The organism is Sporosarcina luteola, assembly GCF_023715585.1.
GTDB lineage: Bacteria > Bacillota > Bacilli > Bacillales_A > Planococcaceae > Sporosarcina > Sporosarcina luteola_D.
Window position 1 is genome coordinate 69,345 of sequence record NZ_JAMBOK010000004.1, and the last position, 22,422, is coordinate 91,766.

The following is a 22,422-nucleotide window of genomic DNA, read 5'->3' on the forward strand; positions in this document are numbered from 1 at the left end:
ATCGCCGAGAGAGAGGGGGAAAATCATGTCTTTTGCATCTGAAGTGAAGAAGGAATTAACGCAGATTGATTCCAAGGAATGCTGTGTGAAAGCGGAAATCGCCGCCTTTATCAGGATGAATGGCGCCTTATCGTTTTCAAATAAACAATTGAGCCTCGACGTACAGACAGAAAATGCGGCAATCGCGAGGAGACTTTATTCAAATATCAAGCGATTGTACCCGTATAAAGTCGAGTTGCTCGTCCGTAAAAAAATGCGTCTGAAGAAGAACAATGTCTACATATGCCGAATCCGCGAAGGAGCGAAGCATTTATTGGAAGACTTGTATATACTGACAGGAACCTTTCAATTTAAAAACGAGATTGTGGAGCAATTGGTGAAAAAGAAGTGCTGCCAAAGATCCTATTTGCGTGGAGCATTCCTCGCAAGCGGATCTGTTAACAATCCCGAAACTTCCTCCTATCATTTAGAGATCTTCTCTTTTTATAAAGAGCATAGCGAAGCGTTAGTGGATTTGATGAACAAATTCCATTTGAATGCTAAATCGATCGAACGGAAGAAAGGCTTCATTGCCTATTTGAAAGAAGCAGAGAAGATCTCGGACTTCCTGGGATTGATCGGCGCGCACGTATCCTTGATGAAATTTGAGGATGTCCGTATTTTAAGGGACATGCGGAACAGCGTCAACCGGCTTGTCAATTGTGAAACCGCCAATATGAATAAGACGATTGGAGCGGCGCAGAGGCAAGTGGAGAATATCAAATTCATTCAAAGCACAATCGGGCTGGATCAATTGCCTGATCGTTTACAGGAGATCGCTTCACTGCGGATCGAAAATCAGGATGTCACGTTAAAAGAGCTTGGAGAAATGGTGAGCGGTGGCACGGTTAGCAAGTCCGGAGTGAATCATCGTCTTCGGAAAATCGAAGAGATTGCGGAAAATCTTCGCAGCGGAGGAATTGTGAGCCGTTGAGAAAGATTTATAGCGCATGAGGAAGGAGTCGAATACTATGGCAGAGAAACTGGTTGAAGTGAAAATGAAGACAGGATTGCAAGCACGGCAAGCCGCACTTTTCGTGCAAGAAGCAAACCGCTTTACATCAGACGTCTTTCTCAAAAGAGATGAACGTCAAGTGAACGCGAAAAGCATTATGGGTGTTATGAGTTTGGCAATTGCGAGAGGCGCAGAAGTGACTTTAATCGCAGAGGGTGTAGACGAAGAACAAGCAATTGAAACGCTTTCCGCACTGGTCGAGAAGGAAAATTAATAGTAAACAGCCGTTTCACTATACAGATAGGAAACGGCTGAAAAATAAAAAAAGCCGTAAACATAAATTCATGTTTACAGGCTTCTTTATCAACTCTATGACGCCCTCGGCAGGAGTCGAACCCACATTTTAAGAACCGGAATCTTACGTGCTATCCATTGCACCACGAGGGCATATCAGTAACAGACAAGATTAAGTATACTAAATAAGTGGTATGAATGCAAGAACTAATTTAAAAGCGTTATATTTGACCTTTATTGACCATAATATGTATGATAGAAGTACAGTTGAAACAACTGGTTTCAGCAGAACGAAAATCCAGACCCATTCATGAGGAGGAAATAAGATGAATCTAATACCTACAGTTATTGAGCAAACGAACCGGGGAGAACGCGCTTATGACATCTACTCCCGTTTATTGAAAGACCGGATCATCATGCTGGGCAGCGGAATCGACGACAATGTTGCAAACTCAATCGTTGCACAGTTGCTATTCCTTGAAGCAGAAGATCCAGAGAAAGACATTTCCATCTACATCAATAGCCCGGGTGGAAGCATTACAGCGGGTATGGCGATTTACGATACGATGCAATTCGTCAAACCGGACATCCAAACGATCTGTATCGGTATGGCGGCGTCAATGGGAGCATTCTTGTTGACAGCTGGAACAAAAGGAAAACGTTATGCACTTCCGAACGCAGAAGTGATGATCCACCAACCGCTCGGAGGAGCACAAGGGCAAGCGACTGAAATCGAAATCGCGGCGAAACGTATTCTATTCCTACGCGAAAAGTTGAACACAATCCTTGCCGAGCGCACAGGCCAGCCAATTGATGTCATCGCGAAAGACACAGACCGCGATAACTTCATGACAGCTGAACGCGCGAAAGAATACGGTTTAATTGACCATATCATCACACGCAGCGACATGAAAGAATTGGATGCGAAGAAGTAATAGAAGTAAGAAGAGCCGACTCTGTATTTGGAGTCGGTTTTTTTATTTCGTGGAATATCGATTATTTTCCGGCGGATATCGATCATTTCCAGAGCTATATCGATCAATTGGAAGGAGTTATCGATCATTTCCCAACTTTTATCAATCATTTCCCAAATTATATGGTCATTTCGGGACCTTTGGCGCATCTGTTTTTATTGTTTTATTGCCGCCGCAGTGCACTTAGTTTCAATCCACCATTTGTTATTATTTTAAATATGTTTGAAACCTTTTCCCCCGTCATACGATAAATAGTATATCAACCCAGGTGTTTTGAATGCGATGCCACTTGGGTATTGCAACTATATCGAATGGAGTGTGAAAAGATGAAAAAAATATTAGGGCCAATTGCCATCATTGTTGTTATTTTAGTTATCCTTGGTGTCATGCTCGTACCGAGCTACAACAAATTTGTCAATCTGGAAGAGAACGTCGATGAATCGTATGCACAAGTGGAGAACCAGTTGCAGCGCAGGCTCGATTTGATTCCAAACTTAGTGAGCACGGTAAAGGGTTATGCAAGTCATGAGAAGGAAGTAATTGCTGAAATATCCAATGCACGTGCGAAGCTTGCTGGAGCGCGAGGACCTGAAGAGCAGGCGGCTGCTGATACAGAGCTGGCGAATGCACTTAGCAGATTGCTTGTCGTCGTGGAAAATTACCCTGATTTGAAAGCGAATCAAAACTTTACGCAATTGATGGATGAGCTTGCCGGAACGGAAAATCGGATCGGCGTCGCTAGAATGGACTATAATACCGTCGTAGCGGACTACAATCGGCAGACCAAGCGTTTTCCGGGTAGACTAGTCGCTTCGATATTCGGATTCGAACAGAAGGAATATTTCAAAGCGGATGCAGCTGCAAATGAAGCACCGAAAGTTGATTTCGGAGATGACAGCAAGTGATCCGTAAGGTGTTCCGAAGCATGATCGCCGTTTGTCTTAGCATCATGATCATGCCGGCAATGGCGTTGGCAGCTGACGTCCCGCCATGGAATCCCTCGGATTACTATATCCAGGATCATGCAGGCATTTTATCGGCTGAACAGAAAGCCGAGCTGAACCGGTTAGGTGGACAGTTGAATGACGCAACAGGTGCAGAGCTTGCGGTCCTGACGTTGCCGAGTATAGGGGACGAACCGATTGAGGATTTTGCCGTAAAAGCGTTTAGGGACTACCAGCTTGGAAAAAAGAAAGAGCAGAACGGTGCCTTGCTTATCGTTACTACCATTCCGAATTCGGATGGGAATCGACATTTTCGGTTGATTCCTGGATACGGTCTAGAAGGCGCACTTCCTGACGGAAAAATCGGCAGGATTATGGATGAGGTTGCAGTGCCATATTTGCAGAATGAACAACCTGATATGGCGATCATGAACGCATATAAGTCGTATTTCAATGAAATTGCTGCAGAGTACGGATGGAACGGAGAAGTTGCTGAAGTGAACACGCTTGCCGGCCAAGGCGGCAGTGCAGGCATCGGGATTCCGTCACCCATCATCATCTTCATCATCATTTATCTGCTGTTCCGTTTCATGGGCGGCGGCCGCGGAGGTGGCGGCGGTCCCGGAGGTAGACGTAGAGGAAGAGGCGGTATGATTTTCTTCCCTGGCTCCTTTGGAGGAGGAGGCGGCGGTTTCGGTGGTGGCGGCTTCGGTGGCGGAGGTGGCTTCTCTGGCGGCGGTGGGTCCACTGGCGGAGGCGGCGCTGGTCGTAGTTGGTGAGTCTAAAGAGAATAAGACGGCGTTCTGCAAAAACTTTTGCGGAACGCCGTTTTTCATTTATACTAAAAGAAAACGCATATGAGGTGTTCTCCATGCATGTTCAATTCTACACAAAAAAAGGCTGTCATTTATGTGACGAAGCAGCGTCGATGATGAAACTCGTGCAAGAGGATTATCCATTAACGTGGTCGACTATCGACATCGAGACGGACGATGAAAGCCATGAGAAATATATGTTGATGATTCCCGTCATTGAGAAAGAGGGCGAAGTATTATTATACGGTTCCATAGGCTATATCGACTTGATTGATTTATTTAAAAATGAATGAAGAAGTTTGAACTTTTTGGCGGCGAGGTATATACTAGTAATAAGATTTATATTTTTTTGCACTAGGTGGGACAAATAATATATAGGTGGGCAGAATTTGTCCTATTATGAAAGAGGGGCTTTTCTTTGATCCCAAAAATTATAGAGGCACAACGAAAGCTTGTGCCGGAAATGATGGAGTTATTACAACAGCGGTACAAAGTTTTGAAGTTCATTGAAATAGCAGGTCCGATTGGAAGAAGACCGCTTGGCCAGATGGCGGATATTTCGGAGCGGGAATGTCGGAACTTGATGGAAACGTTGCGGACGGAAGGGCTTATCCGTATTGCAAAAGAGGGTGCAACGATTACAAGTGAAGGGGCGACCGTTCTGGAATCACTCAGACTTATTAGTGACGAATGGACCGGGCAAGGATTGATTGCAAGGAAACTGGTCGACCTATTAGGAATCCGAAACGTACAAATCGTCCCGGACAATTCCGATGAAAATCCGGCTGTGAAAAGCCTCATAGGCAAAGAAGCAGCCACGGAATTCATGAATCGGATCGGCGACGGCCATATCATTGCCGTAACTGGCGGAAGCTCGGTAGCTGCGGTTCCGCGGCACATCCATTCACTTGAAAATGCTGATCGTTTGCACTTCATTGCTGCAAGGGGAGGCGTCGGCGAGGATATCGGATTGCAGGCGAACGTCATCGCCGCCTCCTTCGCAGAAGCAAGCGGGGGAACGTACAGCTCATTTTACTACCCTGAGTCACTTAGCTTGGAAGCGCATGAAGTGTTTAAGCGGGAGCCCACTGCGATCCAGATGATGGAGCTCTATGAGAAGACGGATTGCGTCCTGCATGGAATCGGGGATGCCCTTCGGATGGCCGCCTTGCGGAACACACAGGAGGATGAATGTCATCTTCTGCGAGAACAAGGGGCGAAAGGCGAAGCATTCGGCTATTACTTTGATGATAAAGGCAAAGTCGTCCATCGAATCCGAACGGTTGGCATCCAGACGGAGCAGTTGGAAAAGGTGCCGCTCATCATCGCTGTTGCAGGTGGGAAAAGTAAAGGAGAAGCAATCCTGTCTTATATGGCAGGCGCTCCCCGCCAAACTGTCCTTGTCACCGATGAAGGGGCAGCACATGCGATGCTTGAAAAATTGGAAGGTTAACATGAACAAATAAAGTAAATAACTGAAACCAATATAGGAGGTAATTGAATTGACGATTAAAATGGCTATTAATGGATTTGGACGTATTGGAAGAGTAGTGATGAGGGAAGCAAGCAAGCATGATGAAATTGAAATTGTTGCAGTAAACGATTTGACGGATGCACAAATGCTTGCGCATCTACTGAAATATGATTCGGTGCACGGGATTTTTGACGCTGAAGTCGGTTCAGAGGAAGACTATCTCATCGTCGATGGCAAGAAAATAAAAGTATACGCTGAAAAAGATCCTTCACAATTGCCGTGGGGCGAATTGGATGTTGATGTCGTCATCGAATCGACAGGCGTATTCCGGGATGAAAAAGCGTTGATGAAACATATTGAGGCTGGCGCTAAAAAAGTGATCTTGTCTGCTCCTGCTAAAGGGGATATGAAAACGCTTGTCATGGGTGTGAATGAAGAGTCCTATGATCCGGAAAACGACAACATTGTTTCCAATGCATCGTGTACGACAAACTGCCTTGCGCCTGTCGTCAAAGTGCTTCAAGATCGGTTCGGCATTAAGCGCGGCATGATGACGACAGTCCATTCATACACGAATGACCAACGCATCTTGGATTTGCCGCATTCCGATTATCGACGTGCACGTGCAGCGGCTGAGTCGATGATCCCTACAACGACAGGCGCCGCTTCCGCAGTGACGAAAGTAATTCCGGAATTGAAAGGGAAATTAGATGGCATGGCGGTCCGCGTACCGACGCCGAACGTATCCCTCGTCGATTTCGTTGCGGAACTTGGAACAGAAGTAACAGTAGAAGATGTGAATGCCGCATTGAAGAAGGCTTCTGAAAATGAATTGAAGGGCATCCTTTACTATAATGAAATTCCGCTTGTCTCTACGGACTACAACGGAAACACAGCATCTTCGACAGTCGATGGGCTTTCGACAATGGTATTGGACGACAACATGGTGAAGGTCATTGCTTGGTATGACAATGAAACAGGATACTCTGCTCGTTGCATCGACTTGGCTCTTTACATGAATGAAAAAGGGATCTAAGTACGCTGGTATACGTCCAGACTCAGGGTGGCAAAAAGCTGCCTTAATTTCTGCAAAGGCAGCAAAAATACGGCCAATCGAACCCTTCGCTGTTCGGTTTGCTCGGGTCATAAGGCATCTCTGCTGTACGGCAAAGAACGCCGTTTCGCAGATCTGTCTTATGCCTGTCGCACCTATGCAGGCCTCTGCTCGCAACGCTACGCTTGTGCTCGCAAAAGCCGTTCTGCGTAACGGCTTTCGCTTTTGACTAAAACATAGCCATTCTTATGGCGACCCACTATAATAGATAGATGGGTAGGAGGAACGGAGAAACCCGTTCCTTTTTTTACATTCCCCGCCGTTTCTGGCGCTCAATTTTCTTAGAGGGGTGCGGTTTACATGATAGCCAAACAAACGATCAAAGATATTGAACTGAACGGGAAGCGCGTATTTTGCCGTGTCGATTTCAATGTGCCGATGGAAAACGGCGAAGTGACGGATGATACGAGAATCCGTGCTGCTGTTCCGACAATTGAATTCTTGGCGGACAAAGGCGCAAAGGTCATTCTCGCCAGCCATCTTGGAAGGCCCAAAGGTGAAGTGAATGAAGACATGCGCCTCACAGCGGCTGGGGCAAGATTATCGGAGCTCCTTGGGAAAAACGTGAAGAAGCTTGATGCTTCCATCGGGGAAGAAGTGGAACAAGCGGTTGCCGACATGAAGGCAGGCGACATCATTCTTCTGGAAAACGTCAGATTCCACGCTGGGGAAGAAAAGAATGATCCCGAGCTCGCGAAAAAGTTCGCGGACCTGGCAGATGTCTTCGTCAATGATGCATTCGGCGCGGCACATCGTGCACACGCTTCCACTGCGGGCATCGCGGAGTTCGTTCCAGCTGTCAGCGGATTTCTTCTTGAAAAGGAATTGGAAGTACTCGGGAAGGCGTTGTCAAACCCGGAGCGGCCGTTCACAGCGATTATCGGCGGAGCGAAAGTGAAGGACAAGATCGGTGTCATTGAGAATCTGTTGGACAATGTGGATCATTTATTGATCGGTGGCGGCCTTTCCTATACGTTCACGCGAGCGCAAGGGTATGAAACAGGCAATTCGTTAGTCGAAGAAGATAAAATCGAGCTAGCACAATCATTCATTCAAAAAGCGAAAGAAAAGAACGTCAAACTCCATTTGCCGATCGATGCGGTAGTGGCGGATGCATTTTCCGAAAATGCGAATGTGAAAACAGTCAAGATCGACGAAATCCCGGAAGGATGGATGGGACTCGACATCGGACCTGAAACAGCTGAACAGTATGCGGACGTCATCAGGAATTCTAAGCTCATCCTTTGGAACGGCCCGATGGGAGTTTTCGAAATGGAACCGTTTGCTGCAGGCACGAGGGAAGTTGCTTTGGCGATGGCTGAAACGGAAGCATACACAGTGATCGGCGGAGGAGATTCCGCTGCTGCTGTTGAAAAGTTCGACGTTGCGGATAAAATGGATCATGTGTCAACAGGCGGCGGCGCGTCATTGGAATTCATGGAAGGAAAAGAATTGCCTGGCGTAACTGCGCTGAATGATAAGTGACGGAGGAATTAAAATGCGAAAACGAATCATTGCAGGAAACTGGAAAATGTATAAGACGATAGGTGAAGCGAAAAACTTTGTGGCAGAAGTGAAAGATCGCTTGCCGGAAACGGACAAGGTCGATGCAGTCATTTGCCCGCCTTCCCTTTATTTGTCCACGCTCGTAGAATTGACGGAGGGCACACCATTGAAAATTGGAGCTCAAACGATGCATGACGTCGATGAAGGAGCATTTACAGGTGAAGTAAGTCCGAAAATGCTAGCGGATTTGAACGTGCCATTCGTCATCCTGGGCCATTCCGAACGACGCCAATATTTTAATGAAACGGACGAAGCTGTGAATCGTAAAGTAGTTGCAGCATTCTCAAAAGGAATGACGCCGATTGTCTGTGTCGGTGAAAGCTTGGAAGAACGCGAAGCTGGAAAGACAGTTGAAACGGTTGCAGTCCAAGTAAAAAAAGCGTTTGAAGGTATCAATGCACAGCAAGCTCAAGAAGCGGTCATCGCCTACGAACCGATCTGGGCAATCGGAACAGGCAAAACTGCAACTGCTGAAGATGCGAATGAAGTTTGCGGAGAGATCCGAGCTGAAATCGGCAAGCTGTATGATGACGAAACAGCAGCAGCGATTCGCATTCAATACGGCGGCAGCGTGAAACCTGGTAATATTGGCGAGTTGCTCTCGATGGAACATATCGATGGCGCACTTGTCGGAGGAGCAAGCCTTGAACCGGAATCATTCCTTGAAATGATCGGAGTTGCGGCGAATGACTAAAAAAGGGCCGGTCGCATTAATCATCCTGGATGGCTTCGGGCTGCGGCATGAACGGTTCGGCAATGCAGTGGCACAAGCGAGCACGCCGAACTTCGATATTTTGTGGAATGAATACCCGCATTCGACGCTGACTGCTTGCGGTGAAGCTGTCGGCCTTCCTGAAGGGCAGATGGGGAATTCGGAAGTCGGCCACCTCAATATCGGTGCGGGACGGATCGTCTATCAGAGCCTCACGAGAATCAATAAATCCATCAAAGACGGGGATTTCATGACGAACCCGGCATTGCTAGGGGCAATTGAACACGTTAAACAGGAAGATTCCTCCCTTCATTTGATGGGGCTACTTTCGGACGGCGGTGTACATAGCCATTATGAGCATTTATTCGCCCTCCTTCGCCTCGCCAAAATGAATGGAATCAAGAAAGTTTACCTTCATGCGTTCCTCGATGGACGGGACGTTGGTCCACAGACCGCTCCGGGGTACATCGAGCAGACCGAAAAGGTGATGGAAGGTCTTGAAGTCGGTAAGATTGCCACGGTTTCCGGCCGTTTCTATGCAATGGACCGGGATAAAAGATGGGACCGGGTGGAGCGCGCATACCGGGCGATTGTCAACGGCAAGGGTGAAACATTTACGAATGCTGGACAAGGCATCCTGTCTTCCTATGAGAAAGGCATCCATGATGAATTTGTGGAACCATTCATTATTGCAGAGGAAGGCAAGCCGGTCGCTACCGTGAAAGACGGCGACGCGGTCGTGTTCTTCAATTTCCGTCCCGATCGTGCGATTCAATTATCGAGGGCATTCACGGATCCGGCGTTTGACGGTTTCCATACAGGATCTGAAGCGATCAAAAACTTGAAGTTCGTGACATTTACACAATATAGTGATGAAGTACAAGCTGACGTCGTTTTCACATCTCAGAACCTAGAGAATACGCTCGGCGAAGTGCTTTCGAACAACGGACTACGGCAGCTGCGGATTGCCGAAACCGAGAAATACCCGCATGTGACGTTTTTCATGAGCGGCGGCAAGGAAGATGAGTTCGAAGGTGAGAAGAGGATCCTCATTGCAAGCCCGAAAGTCGCAACATATGACTTGAAGCCGGAAATGAGCGCGGTTGAAGTGACGGAGGCTTTATTGAAAGAGATCAAAGCCGAAACACAGGACGCCATTATCCTTAATTTCGCGAACCCCGACATGGTCGGTCATAGCGGTATGCTCGAACCGACGGTCAAAGCGATTGAGACGGTCGATGCATGCCTCGGAAGGATTATGGACGCCCTCCTGCTGAAAGGCGGTATAGGGATCGTAACGGCGGATCACGGGAATTCCGATGAAGTCGTGACGCTGGAAGGGAAGCCGATGACCGCACATACGACAAATCCCGTACCGGTCATCATTACAAAGCCAGATATTGAATTGCGGAAAGGCGGCATTCTGTCCGATCTTGCCCCAACGATGTTGAAGCTTCTAGAAATCGAACAACCGGAAGAAATGTCCGGAACACCATTATTCTAATTAAGGGAGAGATTGAAATGCCAATCATTACTCATATCCAAGCTAGAGAAGTTCTTGATTCACGCGGTAACCCGACTGTTGAAGTTGAAGTGTTTACAGAAAGTGGAGCGTTCGGCCGGGCCATCGTTCCTTCAGGCGCTTCCACAGGTGAATACGAGGCGGTTGAGCTGCGCGACGGCGACGCATCCCGTTATCTAGGAAAAGGTGTTTTGAAAGCGGTCGATCATGTCAATGAAATCATTGCGGATGAAATCGTGGACAACTATTCTGTACTTGATCAAGTCGTTATCGACAACGCGCTTATCGAACTGGATGGCACGCAGAATAAAGGCAAGCTTGGTGCGAACGCGATCCTTGGCGTTTCAATGGCGGTTGCACACGCGGCAGCTGATTATTTGGACCTTCCGCTTTACCAATACCTCGGAGGCGTCAACGCGAAAGAGCTGCCTGTTCCGATGATGAATATTTTGAATGGCGGCGAGCATGCGGATAACAACGTCGATATCCAAGAATTCATGGTTATGCCGGTAGGTGCGGAATCATTCCGTCACGGTCTTCGCATGGGCACGGAAATTTTCCATAGCTTGAAAAACGTTTTGAAATCGAAGGGCCTCAATACGGCGGTCGGTGACGAAGGCGGATTCGCTCCGAACTTAGCATCGAACGAAGAAGCGCTCTCCACAATCATGGAAGCGATCAAAAAAGCAGGCTATGAACCGGGAGAAGAAGTATTGCTTGCTATGGATGTCGCGGCTTCCGAGTTTTACGACAGTGAGACAAAACAGTACCGTCTAGCTGGAGAAGGAATTACAAAGACTTCCGAGGAGATGGTCGCTTGGTATGAAGAGCTTTGCTCGAAATATCCGATTGTCTCAATCGAAGACGGCCTTGACGAAAACGACTGGGCGGGCCACAAGCTGTTGACGGAACGCCTCGGCTCAAAAGTCCAATTGGTTGGGGACGATCTATTCGTCACGAACACCGAGAAATTGGAGCGCGGGATTGAAGAAGGCGTCGGCAACTCGATCCTTATCAAAGTGAACCAGATCGGCACATTGACGGAAACCTTTGATGCAATCGAAATGGCGAAACGCGCGGGCTATACGGCAGTCATCTCCCACCGTTCAGGAGAATCCGAAGATACGACAATCGCAGACATCGCAGTTGCGACAAATGCGGGTCAAATTAAGACAGGTGCACCTTCGCGCACGGACCGCGTTGCGAAATACAACCAATTGCTCCGTATCGAAGACCAATTGGATGAAACAGCAGTCTACCGCGGAACAAAAACGTTTTATAATATTAAAAAATGATAAGAGAAACCAGCCGGCATTGCTCGGCTGGTTGTTTTTGAGCACGGAACCGGGATGTTGAGCGCGGGACTGGAATGTTGAGCGAACCGGAATCCTGAGAGCAGTACCGAAATCATGAGCGCGGCACCCGGATTCATGAGCGCAAAAACTGCATTATTCTCGAAATTTGTTGTAACAGTGAAAAATGTTTGATAGAATATAAATGTTGTGATGCTCTATGCAGGAGGTGGAACAAAGTGCATGCTTTGTTAATGACGTTGCTATTAATCGTATCATTGGCGTTGATCGTTGTTGTATTATTACAATCCGGAAAAAGTGCAGGTCTGTCTGGAGCCATCTCCGGTGGTGCCGAACAACTTTTTGGGAAACAGAAAGCACGTGGGCTAGACTTAGTGCTTCAAAGAGTGACAATTGTACTTTCAATTTTATTTTTCATTTTGGCAATCGCCATCGTGAAAGTTTAATCGGAACTATATAATCGCATAATTGATAAACGCCTGGCCACCCGTTTGGTCGGGCGTTTTTTTCGCTATGAAAAGGGAAAGATAGGATACATAAGGATATTTTATTTAGATCTATATCATTTTTAGCAATGTTAGTGAAAGGATGAAGGATATGAGAATTGCGCAACCGAAGCCATTCTTCTTCCAAAATGGCAAACGGGCCGTCTTGCTATTGCATGGCTTCACAGGAACATCAGCAGACGTACGTATGCTTGGCCGTTTCCTTGAGAAGAAAGGCTACACATCACTGGCTCCACACTATAAAGGACACGGCGTCCCGCCTGAACAATTGATCGAAACAGGACCGGACGAATGGTGGGAAGACGTCATGACAGGGTACAATCAATTGAAAGAAGCCGGCTACAACGAAATTGCAGTAGGCGGATTATCACTTGGCGGTGTATTTTCATTGAAGTTAGGGGTTAAAATGCCAGTGAAGGGTATTGTAACTATGTGTGCTCCAATGTCGATGAAAACAACGGACAAGATGTATGAAGGCATATTGAAGTATGCCTCAGACTATAAAAGATATGAAGGAAAAACCGGTGCCGAAATCGAAGAGGAAGTAGAAGCGCTCCGCGGCAAAACGATGCCATCGCTTGACGACTTACGCACGCTTGTTGACGACGTCAGGATGGAGCTGCCGGAAGTCGAATCGCCGCTCCTCGTCGTCCAATCACGGAATGACGAAGTGATCGATCCAGATTCCGCAAACGTCATTTATGACAATGCGGCGTCCGATCAAAAACAGATCGAGTGGTTTGAAAAATCCGGACATGTCATCACACTTGGTCCGGAAAAAGAACAGCTACATGAAGATGTATATCAATTTCTTGAATCACTCGACTGGAACGTGTGAAAATAGAAACAGTTGACGAAAGTTATGAATGGAGGGATAGTAATTGGATTTTATTGATGAGGAATTAAAAACAAGGCTATTGAATTTCATGAAAGAGGAATCGTATAAACCAATGACGGTTCAGGAAATCCAAGAGGTATTAGAGATTCAAGGGGCTGCTGAGTTCAAGGAACTCGTGAAAATGCTCGTGCAGCTTGAGCAGACTGGTGAAATTGTACGCTCCCGCACAAACCGTTACGGCGTTCCGGAGCGCATGAACCTGGTAAGAGGTAAATTCATCGGACACGCGAAAGGGTTCGGTTTCGTCACGCCTGAAACGGATGGGATGGACGATATCTTCATTCCACCGCCGGAAGTGAACGGGGCAATGAACGGGGATATTGTACTTGTCCGGGTTTCGAAAGGTGATTACGGCGACCGTCGCGAAGGATCGATCATTCGAATCGCTGAACGGAAAACGACGAAGGTTGTCGGCACCTATCAGGATAACCGCGGCTTCGGCTTTGTCATCCCGGATGATAAGAAGCTGCCGATGGATATTTTCATCGGAAAAGGGAATTCGCTCGACGCCGTCGAAGGACATAAAGTCGTCGTGGAAATTACGGAATGGCCGAGTGAGCTGAAATCAGCAACCGGTATGGTCGTCCAAATCCTTGGACATAAAAATGATCCTGGTGTCGACATTTTATCGATCATTCATAAGCACGGGATAGAAGTCGAGTTCCCTCCTGAAGTGATGGAGCAAGCGAATCGGACGCCGGACGAAGTGCAGGAGAAGGATCTGTTCAAACGCCGCGATCTACGAGAGGACCTCGTCATTACGATTGACGGAGCCGATGCGAAGGACTTGGATGATGCCATTTCCCTCGTGAAAAATGAAGACGGAACGTACACATTGTCCGTCCATATTGCCGATGTCAGCTATTATGTTGAAGAGAACACACCGCTCGACGACGAGGCATATGACCGGGCAACAAGCGTCTATTTAACAGACAGGGTCATCCCGATGCTTCCGCATAAGCTATCGAACGGCATCTGTTCCTTGAATCCTCACGTCGATCGTCTGACGATGTCATGCCAGATGACAATCGACCGGAACGGAAAAGTGATCCACCATGAAATATTTGAGAGTGTCATCCAATCGAAGGAACGTATGACATACACAGACGTCTATAAAATCATCGGGGAAAAAGATGAAGAGCTCATGAAGAAATACGAGCATATCGTTCCGATGCTGAATGATATGGCAGACCTCGCTTCGATTCTGAGGCAGAAACGGATCGACCGCGGAGCCATCGACTTCGACTTTAAAGAGTCCAAAGTGATTGTCGATGACCAAGGTTGGCCGACGGATATCGTAATTAGGGAACGTACTTCAGCGGAACGACTCATCGAGGAATTCATGCTTGCTGCGAACGAAACGGTTGCGGAGCATTTCCACTGGATGCAAGTACCGTTCCTCTATCGGATCCACGAAGATCCGAAGGCTGAAAAGCTCCAACGTTTCTTCGAGTTTCTGACTAACTTCGGAATCGTCGTCAAAGGTACGGGGAATAAAGTGCATCCTCGCGCCTTGCAGGAAATTGTCGAGTCAATCGAAGGCATGCCGGAAGAGACAGTCATTTCGACAATGCTCCTCCGCTCCATGCAACAGGCGAAGTATTTTGAGGAAAGCCTTGGCCACTTCGGATTGTCAGCTGATTTCTATACGCATTTCACGTCACCGATCAGACGTTATCCGGACTTGATCGTCCATAGACTGATCCGCACGTATTTGATCAACAAGGATGTTTCATCCGAGACGATCGCGCATTGGAACGCCAACATGTCTGAGATCGCTCAGCACACGTCAGAGCGTGAACGTCGGGCAGTCGACGCGGAACGCGATACGGACGCGCTGAAGAAGGCACAGTACATGCTTGATAAGATCGGTGAAGAGTTCGACGGTGTCATTTCATCCGTGACAAACTTCGGCATGTTCGTTGAGCTGGAGAACACGGTGGAAGGACTCGTCCATGTCAGCTATATGACGGACGATTATTACCGTTTCGATGACCGTCAAATGATGATGATCGGCGAGCATACCGGCAAGCAGTTCAGAATCGGTGATGAAGTGACAATTAAAGTCGTTTCCGTCAAACCTGAGGAATCGGCGATCGACTTCGAAATCTCAGGGATGAAACAATCATTCCACAGAGCACGCAAAGAGTCGCCGAAAGTCATCCATACGAAGAAACCATCAAGTGGTGGCGGGCGTAGGGGAGCTTCCGATAAGCCTAAAGGCGACAAGAAAAAAGGCGCACCGAGCCAGAAGAAGAAGTTCTACGAAGGTGTAGCAAAAAAGAAGAAGAAACAGGCTCCAAGAAAGAGAAAATAAACGTGGCGGCATTCGTTTAGGCGAATGCCGTAGCATTTTTAATTAGTGGGGGGTAATAGGACTATGGCAAAAGGTGCAGGGAAAGTACTAGCCATCAATAAAAAAGCAAACCATGATTTTGCGATTGAAGAAACGATTGAAGCAGGAATTGTGCTGCAAGGAACGGAAATCAAATCGATCCGTAATGGCAAAGTGCAATTGCGCGATGCTTTCGTTTTGATTCGAAATAATGAAGCATGGATTTCCAACATGCATATCAGTCCATACGAACAGGGAAATCAATTCAACCACGATCCATTGCGTTCACGCAAGCTGCTGCTCCATAAGAAACAGATTGCGTCACTTGTCGGGCAGGTAAAGCAGGATGGCTATTCAATCGTGCCGCTGAAAATGTACTTGAAGGACGGCTTCGCGAAAGTATTGATCGGCGTCGGTAAAGGGAAGAAGCTCTACGACAAACGTGAGGACTTGAAGAAGAAGGAAGCGAAACGCGAAGTGGAACGTGCCTTCAAAGCGAAGCAGCAGTATTGATTTTTGCTTCAAAATGTAGTATGATACTAGTAGTGATATAGTTCAGAAGCCTTTCAACAGGCATTCCTGACATCCCTTTAAAGGTGTAACAATCTTTCATAACGGGGACGTTACGGATTCGACAGGGGTGGTCTGGGCTTGAGCTGCGCGTCGGAGGGATCGTCTCCGTCAGAAACGACAGTTAATAATAACTGGCAAAACAAACAACAACCTAGCATTCGCAGCGTAAGCTGTTGAATCTGCCTAGCAGTTCCATCGCCCATGTGGCATTGTTAGGCTCACTTATTAGTGGGATACGGTAACGGTTGCCTCCTGAGGCCGTTGCAAGAGATTATCAGGATAGCGCTCAAGACGCCTTGATTGACGGCATAATGCAGTGCGAATCGCAAGTAGTCAATCTACACGCGTAGACGCTGAAGTAGCAGAGCCTTTGGACGCGGGTTCGACTCCCGCCGTCTCCATATTTTAATTTCATGGAGTTTCAAACAGTGTCAAAACCCTTGATATTCAAGGGTTTTTTCTTTTACCCTGTTTCATCTGATTTCATATAGTATCAATCGAACGTAGTCAAAAACGTAGTCAAAGCGTAAGTCATTTATCTACATCTCAATGTAGTTGGCAAACTTCAATATTGCTTCTTCTTTTGCCTTCTTCGTAACATGAGCATAGATGTTCATTGTCGTCTGAACATCACTATGTCCTAAACGATCTTGCACTTCTTTCAATGTAGCTCCTGCTTCAAATAACAATGAACAATGGGTATGGCGTAAACCATGTGTAGTTATTGTGCCGATGATAAAAGAATACCTGATGATATCAACGGGGATTGGGGAAATAAACTGTTGCAGTTGGTTAATGTCTCTAAAAAAAATGAATTTACAGACCGTGATATATATGGCGTTCTTATTCAAAAATATAACAACGGATTAGAAACAGACAGCGTTATTTATGAGTTATTTTCCGCAATAACTCAATCACTTGAAAAGACCTATAATATTATTATTGAGGTAAATTGGAAAGAAGAAGTGGTTGGTTATCTGAGTAAGAAAAAAGAGCAAACTAAAAAACGTAAGCCTAACGCCGAGCGATATAACAGCAAAAAGAACATGTTTGTGGATGAGGAAGAAGCACAGGCAATACAGCAATGGATGATGGATATTGGTATTACGGATTAAGTACAAAAAGCTACCAATCAGGTAGCTTTTTTTGACTCTTTAATGCAATACTCTTATTCATTAATTCAATAGGAACGTACAAAAATGAAATAGGACTTTCAAAAAAGAATAGCTGAATGTCATTTTCTCAGACATACAAATATCATATACAAATATCATTATTCAATATTTAACCTAATACTATTACCATCCCGTTCAGAGTAAAATAATTGATAAGGATCATCTATCATCAGTGTCAGATATCGCAACAGACGGTCAATCGCTTAAAATATAGAGCTATAGCACACTAGCAGTTTTAGTTCTATGTCGTTTGCACATTTCAACTACAGGTATTAGGCTTATTTTTTATAGAACATTTACTTAGTTTTGACATTTGTATTATGTATTAACTAAGCTCCGCTGTCTCTTTACAGCGGATAACATGGTGCGTGGTGTGTATTTAGCTTGGTAATGCACCTCACCGCAACAAACACCCCCCTGGTGCGTTTACTTTTTGGTGATAACGAGACTCTCTATAGGGGAGATAAAGGGAATGTAATATTCATTAATTACTTACTTTCCATTCGAAAAGGATTTCAATTAATTGTAAAAATGTCTGTTGATCCTTTTTCGATTTGTTTTCTAATAAAGAAAGGATTTCAGAGATTTCCAAGCTATTGGTTTTTAATCCGCTCTGAGTGTTGCGGAAGAGCTCTTCTTAGGTGATTCCAAGTGCCTGTGTATTTTGTATAAACTTTCAATAGATGCGTTCTTTTCTCCACGCTCTAGCTGTCCGACATACGTATTATGTAAGGATGCTTGATGTGCTAATTCTTCCTGACTTTTTCCGTTTTTTTTACGGAAATACCGAATTCGCTCTCCGACAACTTTAACTATGTCATCCATTTCGATCACCTCATAAATCAACAATATAGAGGCGGAAAAATATGACCACATACTATAAGTATTAATTAGTTATAAATATACACTATTGATATCATTCTCCTTGAATTATATAATTGTCTTAATTATTATTTAATGCTATTGGAAAAGAGGTCTTTGTAGTAGGTCAATTTTTAAGATAATATAGGGGGAAGCATAATGGTTTGGTGTTTAGACACGTTAAAAGTAATTGGAAAGGGTCAAGTGGAACGCTCAAGCTTATGCAGCTGTGAATTTGACATGGCTTCTGAGGAAGAAGAATTTTTAGTTATAAATAAGGCTTCTAGGAAAGTTATCAATACTATAACATTTAAAGAATCAGCAGTTGAAAAAGAGTTATTTGGCAAACGAGATACGGTTCACTTTATTAAAGTTACCGATGGTTTGTTGGATCATCTCAGACCTGAGGATTTCAAACTGATCTCAGATAAATACTTTGAAATGACAAACCAAAAATTGTCGATATTACAAAGTTATAAATAATTTGATTTTTATCAAAGAGTATCCATATATACGGATACTCCTTTTTTATAATTTGTACAAGGGATTTAATAATTCATTGTAGAATGTTAAATCAATGCGATTAGGAGTGATATATTTTGAAGTTTGTATACTTTAATGACACTGGTAGAGAAGTAGGTATCCATCCGGCAACAAAGGAACACGGAACTGAATGCGATATGTCGAGAATAAAACCATCAGATGTTCGTACTTTTTATCTTCCTGACGGTACCTATCCTTGGGTTAAAATGTGGGATTATGGAAAGGAACATGGACTTAGTATTTTAGTTTCCCCTCAAAAGGAAAATGATTAGGCTAGTAGGGGATTAAACAATTCTAAACTGAGATACAGCTATAAATAGCACTAAAAACATCGACTATGTATGTCATGAAAATGCCTGAAACCTTCTTAATATTGCCGGAAGGTTTTTATTTTGTTTATTTTGATATTTAAACCGCTCATAACATCAATTATGGGTGGTATATTTATCAGTTTTTCAAAAAAGCCCTCCTGGTGAGGGGAAAAGTGGGCTGTTTCACAGGAGGCCTGTAGTTGTTCAATTGAAAATCCGTACAGCATCTAACATTTTCTGATTTATTTTCCATACTTCCAGTTGAGTATCAAATCAAGAAAGTTTAATTTCTTTAAGTTCGACTAATATAGAGAGATATTTTAAACGAATATATGAAATTAGAAATATCGGCCTACTGACAGGTGAATTTTGGTATAATTATATTTAAAAGAACGGATTGGGGTAGGCGTTATGAATGAACCATTTTTATACTATTTACGTGAGGGTAGAAACGAAGTTGAGAATGAAGAATTTTCAGTGCAAAAGAAATATGTAAACAAACTTTTAATAAAAAGCTTACAAAACAATAATCTTAATATCCTTATAGGCTCCGGATGTTCATTGCCGGCAGTTAATTTGATGGGAGACACTTTTAATGCATTAAAAACACAAGAAGGGAATGCATTATTCACAGCTATAGAATATGGTGGTGAAAATAAGGATATAGAGGGATATTTAAATTGGTTGAATATGGGGATAAACTTTTATGAGAAATTAGAACTTAACGATACTAATCTAGGATTTAAGAATGGTTTAGAACGCTCATTTAATATTACTAAGCAGTATCTTATTGAAAGTATTGTTGACGATTATAGTGGGAGTGATGGGAAGGTAGCCATAACTAAGTCTTTATATCACTCTTTTTACAATGCTTTATTTTCATTTAGAGAGCTAAAAGATTTTAGTCCAGTTAATGTTTATACAACAAACTATGATCTATTTAATGAAGTAGCAATGGAAGACTTAGATATTTATTATACAAATGGCTTCACTGGATCAGTGATACGAAAATTCGATCCTACCACTTTTCAGTTACGTTTAGTGGATGATGAAAATCGCTATAAAGAGAAATGGAGCATTCTTCGTAGATACATAAAGCTGTATAAAATTCATGGGTCCATAGATTGGGTCTATAGCTCTGAATATGATTCGGTGATTCAAACCAATAATAAAGACATAGATGCTAAAGATATATTGATTTATCCTACAATAGACAAACATATTGAAACACAACAAACACCTTACTCTGAGTTGTTTAGAGCTTTGAGTGTTAATTTACAGAAACCAAATTCAACATTAATTGTTTTAGGGTATGGTTTTCCAGATCAACATATTAACCATCTCATTTCGCAATCGCTGAGTAATGAAGATTTCAATCTGGTTGTGTTTGGTAATAAAGATGAGTCTAATGCCGCCGCTTTTATAGAAAGGCATAAACATAAAACAAATTTTCATTTCATAGGTGGGAGCATTCACGGTGTAAATGACGGTCATTACTTCTCTAATGTAATTAGCTATTTGACTAGGAGTGAAATGAATCAATGAGGAATAGGTGTATAGGCAAAATTACTAAAGTATTCTACCATAAAATTGTGATTGAAGTTCCATCGCCTTCTAATATCCACCACAATTATATGGGTGATATGTATACATGTAATGGGTTGAATGATTTTATTACGATTTATCAAGATTCCCATAGAAAATATATCTATCAAATAACAGGATTATATGATCAAGAAAAACCTTTTACAGAACTAGAAGAGTCGAAGTTTCAAGAAAAAGCATACTTTGAAGCAGTTCCAGTGGGAGAAGTTACAGAGAATAAATTTGAATATGGATTATCAAACTTCCCGATGATTAATGAGGAAGTATATCTTACGCATACTAAAGATATCCAAAAGATTTTAATGCCTGGGAAGGATACCTTATCAATTTCATTGGGAACCTTAACCACGCATCAATATGTACCCAGAATAGCAGTCGATACGCTATTTACGAATCATATGAGCATATTAGGGAATACAGGATCTGGGAAATCAACTACTTTAAGAAAATTGATGAATGAACTTTTATTATTAGATAATCAAGGCGTGGAAATAAATAAAATTAATTTTATTGTGTTCGATGTGCACAATGAATATCAAAGTTTTGATGACCAGTTTGCGACTTATATTTCTGTGGAAGATATATCTATTTCGGCAGATACACTTACCACAGAAGATTGGATTAACTTAGTCCAACCAGCAGCGGCAGTTCAATTGCCTGTACTTTTAAAAAGTTTAAGAATGGCGAGCTTAATCCGTGAAGAGGACCACCATTATGACTGGATCAGGGTCTTCTGTGCATTGGAACTTTATAATAACCAGCAAACTGACGCTGTTACTAAAAGAGCAAAAATAATAGGGTTATTAGATAAAATTGAGAACTCAAGTTTAAAGGATGCAACACGTGAATACAATGCTCAATTTGGAAACTTCACACCTGCCAATGAACACAAATTTAAGTCTACTCTTAGTAATTACATTAAGCAAACATCTACTATTGATTATGAGAGTTGTAATAACGAATTAAATAATTTATTAGAGCGATCTTCGGGCAAAGTAAAGTCCTTGGCAGATTTGAAAATTGGAGTTGATTTAGTTTTATTGTTAGAAGAATCTAAGGGGAATGCACAAGTTCGATCACATTCTACTACTTTAATGACCAGAATTGATAATTTGTTGTTAGCTTATTCAAGTACATTTTTTGATATAGATCCAAGTAAGATAGAAAGATTTAATATATTAAAAAGGTATAATAGCGCCCTAACTATATTTGATTGTTCTACTTTGACAGATGAAGATTTATTATTTTTCTCTAGTTATGTAATTAGAGAAATTTTTGATGAACAACGATTAGATAGACAGCAAAATCAGAGTGTGAGTAAATCTTATAATATAGTTTTGGATGAAGCACATAGGTACTTAAAAGAATCAAGTTTAGAACAAGATAATTTAAGGTCAATTAAAACGTTTGAAAGAATTGCAAAAGAAGGCAGGAAGTTTGGTGTTTTTTTAATACTAGCAAGTCAAAGGCCTGGGGAACTATCCAAAACGGTTATATCACAATGTAATAACTTTCTTTTGCATAGAATAAGAAATAACTTGGATTTAGATCAAGTACGTAAGAGCATTCCATATATTAATGATTCGCAAGTATTTAGACTCTCTTATCTTAGAACGGGTGTTTTGTTAGCAGTGGGAGAAGCATTTGATGTACCAATGGAAGTTATTGTTGATGGAGAAGAATATAGTAATGAGTCACAATCTTTTAAACCTTCTCGTATGTGGTTGAAAAGACAAGATGATGAGATATCAAAAGAAAGGATTTTGGAGATGACGAAAGCTTAAAAAATAATAAAAAAGTGTCGAAGTAAAAGGTAGGACTTTAGAATCCATGCTAGTTATATCTAATGGATTACATGCCTGTATTTTCAACTAATAGAAATAGAATAAAAAC

The 22,422-nt window shown here is 43.4% G+C and carries 22 protein-coding genes, 1 tRNA gene, 1 other RNA gene and 1 pseudogene; 22 read left to right on the forward strand and 3 right to left on the reverse strand.

The genetic code is table 11. From position 1 onward, the window contains the following. Positions 1 to 25: 25 nt before the first annotated feature. Both whiA and M3193_RS14540 read left to right on the forward strand, forming a co-directional pair. Positions 26 to 973: a DNA-binding protein WhiA gene (whiA, locus tag M3193_RS14535; RefSeq protein ID WP_251629122.1), complete on the forward strand. Its 948-nt coding sequence runs from the start codon at positions 26 to 28 to the stop codon at positions 971 to 973. Between the two features lie 37 nt (positions 974 to 1,010). Then, on the forward strand, positions 1,011 to 1,268 hold the full coding sequence (locus M3193_RS14540; protein ID WP_251629124.1) for an HPr family phosphocarrier protein: 258 nt from the start codon (positions 1,011 to 1,013) through the stop codon (positions 1,266 to 1,268). Positions 1,269 to 1,369: 101 nt separating this feature from the next. On the opposite strand, the gene M3193_RS14545 is transcribed toward M3193_RS14540, so the two are convergent. Further along, positions 1,370 to 1,441 (reverse strand) — tRNA-Arg (locus M3193_RS14545). Between the two features lie 173 nt (positions 1,442 to 1,614). On the opposite strand from M3193_RS14545, the gene clpP reads away from it, so the two are divergent. The 15 genes from clpP to ssrA all read left to right on the forward strand — a co-directional run bounded on the left by clpP (position 1,615) and on the right by ssrA (position 16,438). Next, a complete protein-coding gene (gene clpP, locus M3193_RS14550) occupies positions 1,615 to 2,223 on the forward strand; it encodes an ATP-dependent Clp endopeptidase proteolytic subunit ClpP (RefSeq protein ID WP_251629126.1) in 609 nt (202 codons plus the stop codon). A 365-nt stretch (positions 2,224 to 2,588) separates the two neighbouring features. Further along, positions 2,589 to 3,167, forward strand: coding sequence for a LemA family protein (locus M3193_RS14555; protein ID WP_251629128.1), 579 nt, complete (start codon positions 2,589 to 2,591; stop codon positions 3,165 to 3,167). Beyond that, complete coding sequence (locus M3193_RS14560) at positions 3,164 to 3,985, forward strand: TPM domain-containing protein (RefSeq protein WP_251629130.1); 822 nt, start codon at positions 3,164 to 3,166, stop codon at positions 3,983 to 3,985. Before M3193_RS14555 ends, M3193_RS14560 begins: the two co-directional genes overlap by 4 nt. 92 nt (positions 3,986 to 4,077) lie before the next feature. Next, positions 4,078 to 4,314, forward strand: coding sequence for a glutaredoxin family protein (locus M3193_RS14565; protein ID WP_251629132.1), 237 nt, complete (start codon positions 4,078 to 4,080; stop codon positions 4,312 to 4,314). A gap of 125 nt (positions 4,315 to 4,439) precedes the next feature. After that, positions 4,440 to 5,474: a sugar-binding transcriptional regulator gene (locus M3193_RS14570; protein ID WP_251629133.1), complete on the forward strand. Its 1,035-nt coding sequence runs from the start codon at positions 4,440 to 4,442 to the stop codon at positions 5,472 to 5,474. 49 nt (positions 5,475 to 5,523) lie between these two features. Further along, positions 5,524 to 6,531, forward strand: a complete 1,008-nt coding sequence (gene gap / locus M3193_RS14575) for a type I glyceraldehyde-3-phosphate dehydrogenase (RefSeq protein ID WP_251629136.1) — start codon at positions 5,524 to 5,526, stop codon at positions 6,529 to 6,531. A gap of 381 nt (positions 6,532 to 6,912) precedes the next feature. Continuing rightward, positions 6,913 to 8,094, forward strand: coding sequence for a phosphoglycerate kinase (locus M3193_RS14580; RefSeq protein ID WP_251629434.1), 1,182 nt, complete (start codon positions 6,913 to 6,915; stop codon positions 8,092 to 8,094). A gap of 13 nt (positions 8,095 to 8,107) precedes the next feature. Then, the gene (gene tpiA / locus M3193_RS14585) at positions 8,108 to 8,869 is read left to right on the forward strand and encodes a triose-phosphate isomerase (RefSeq protein ID WP_251629138.1); all 762 of its coding nucleotides are present in this window, start codon (positions 8,108 to 8,110) and stop codon (positions 8,867 to 8,869) included. After that, the gene (gene gpmI / locus M3193_RS14590; protein WP_251629140.1) at positions 8,862 to 10,391 is read left to right on the forward strand and encodes a 2,3-bisphosphoglycerate-independent phosphoglycerate mutase; all 1,530 of its coding nucleotides are present in this window, start codon (positions 8,862 to 8,864) and stop codon (positions 10,389 to 10,391) included. The genes tpiA and gpmI overlap by 8 nt, the downstream gene beginning before the upstream one ends. A gap of 17 nt (positions 10,392 to 10,408) precedes the next feature. Next, entirely contained in the window at positions 10,409 to 11,704 is a 1,296-nt protein-coding gene (eno, locus tag M3193_RS14595; RefSeq protein WP_251629142.1) for a phosphopyruvate hydratase, read from the forward strand. 236 nt (positions 11,705 to 11,940) lie between these two features. Beyond that, entirely contained in the window at positions 11,941 to 12,168 is a 228-nt protein-coding gene (gene secG, locus M3193_RS14600; protein WP_251629144.1) for a preprotein translocase subunit SecG, read from the forward strand. 151 nt (positions 12,169 to 12,319) lie between these two features. Continuing rightward, on the forward strand, positions 12,320 to 13,066 hold the full coding sequence (locus M3193_RS14605) for an alpha/beta hydrolase (RefSeq protein WP_251629146.1): 747 nt from the start codon (positions 12,320 to 12,322) through the stop codon (positions 13,064 to 13,066). Between the two features lie 88 nt (positions 13,067 to 13,154). Continuing rightward, positions 13,155 to 15,443 (forward strand): ribonuclease R, encoded by a 2,289-nt coding sequence (gene rnr / locus M3193_RS14610; RefSeq protein WP_251629436.1) that lies wholly within the window; start codon positions 13,155 to 13,157, stop codon positions 15,441 to 15,443. 63 nt (positions 15,444 to 15,506) lie between these two features. Next, on the forward strand, positions 15,507 to 15,974 hold the full coding sequence (smpB, locus tag M3193_RS14615; protein ID WP_251629157.1) for an SsrA-binding protein SmpB: 468 nt from the start codon (positions 15,507 to 15,509) through the stop codon (positions 15,972 to 15,974). Between the two features lie 103 nt (positions 15,975 to 16,077). Then, positions 16,078 to 16,438, forward strand: a transfer-messenger RNA (tmRNA) gene (gene ssrA / locus M3193_RS14620). Positions 16,439 to 16,573: 135 nt separating this feature from the next. On the opposite strand, the pseudogene M3193_RS14625 reads toward ssrA, so the two are convergent. Beyond that, a pseudogene (locus tag M3193_RS14625) lies at positions 16,574 to 16,759 on the reverse strand (tyrosine-type recombinase/integrase); the annotation flags it as partial. A gap of 57 nt (positions 16,760 to 16,816) precedes the next feature. Between M3193_RS14625 and M3193_RS14630 the strand changes: the two are divergent. After that, a complete protein-coding gene (locus M3193_RS14630) occupies positions 16,817 to 17,149 on the forward strand; it encodes a hypothetical protein (protein WP_251629463.1) in 333 nt (110 codons plus the stop codon). A 663-nt stretch (positions 17,150 to 17,812) separates the two neighbouring features. Here M3193_RS14630 and M3193_RS14635 read toward each other — a convergent pair. Further along, positions 17,813 to 18,034: a helix-turn-helix domain-containing protein gene (locus tag M3193_RS14635; protein ID WP_251629160.1), complete on the reverse strand. Its 222-nt coding sequence runs from the start codon at positions 18,032 to 18,034 to the stop codon at positions 17,813 to 17,815. Positions 18,035 to 18,229: 195 nt separating this feature from the next. Here M3193_RS14635 and M3193_RS14640 point away from each other — a divergent pair, with 195 nt between their 5' ends. The 4 genes from M3193_RS14640 (at position 18,230) to M3193_RS14655 (ending at position 22,313) form a co-directional block, all read left to right on the forward strand. Beyond that, positions 18,230 to 18,553, forward strand: coding sequence for a hypothetical protein (locus M3193_RS14640; RefSeq protein ID WP_251629168.1), 324 nt, complete (start codon positions 18,230 to 18,232; stop codon positions 18,551 to 18,553). 116 nt (positions 18,554 to 18,669) lie between these two features. Next, positions 18,670 to 18,885, forward strand: coding sequence for a hypothetical protein (locus tag M3193_RS14645; protein ID WP_251629169.1), 216 nt, complete (start codon positions 18,670 to 18,672; stop codon positions 18,883 to 18,885). 450 nt (positions 18,886 to 19,335) lie between these two features. Continuing rightward, positions 19,336 to 20,469 carry an SIR2 family protein gene (locus M3193_RS14650; RefSeq protein ID WP_251629171.1) on the forward strand — a complete coding sequence of 378 codons (1,134 nt, stop codon included), beginning with the start codon at positions 19,336 to 19,338 and terminating at the stop codon, positions 20,467 to 20,469. Next, positions 20,466 to 22,313 carry an ATP-binding protein gene (locus M3193_RS14655; protein ID WP_251629173.1) on the forward strand — a complete coding sequence of 616 codons (1,848 nt, stop codon included), beginning with the start codon at positions 20,466 to 20,468 and terminating at the stop codon, positions 22,311 to 22,313. Before M3193_RS14650 ends, M3193_RS14655 begins: the two co-directional genes overlap by 4 nt. The last annotated feature ends 109 nt before the right edge of the window (positions 22,314 to 22,422 follow it).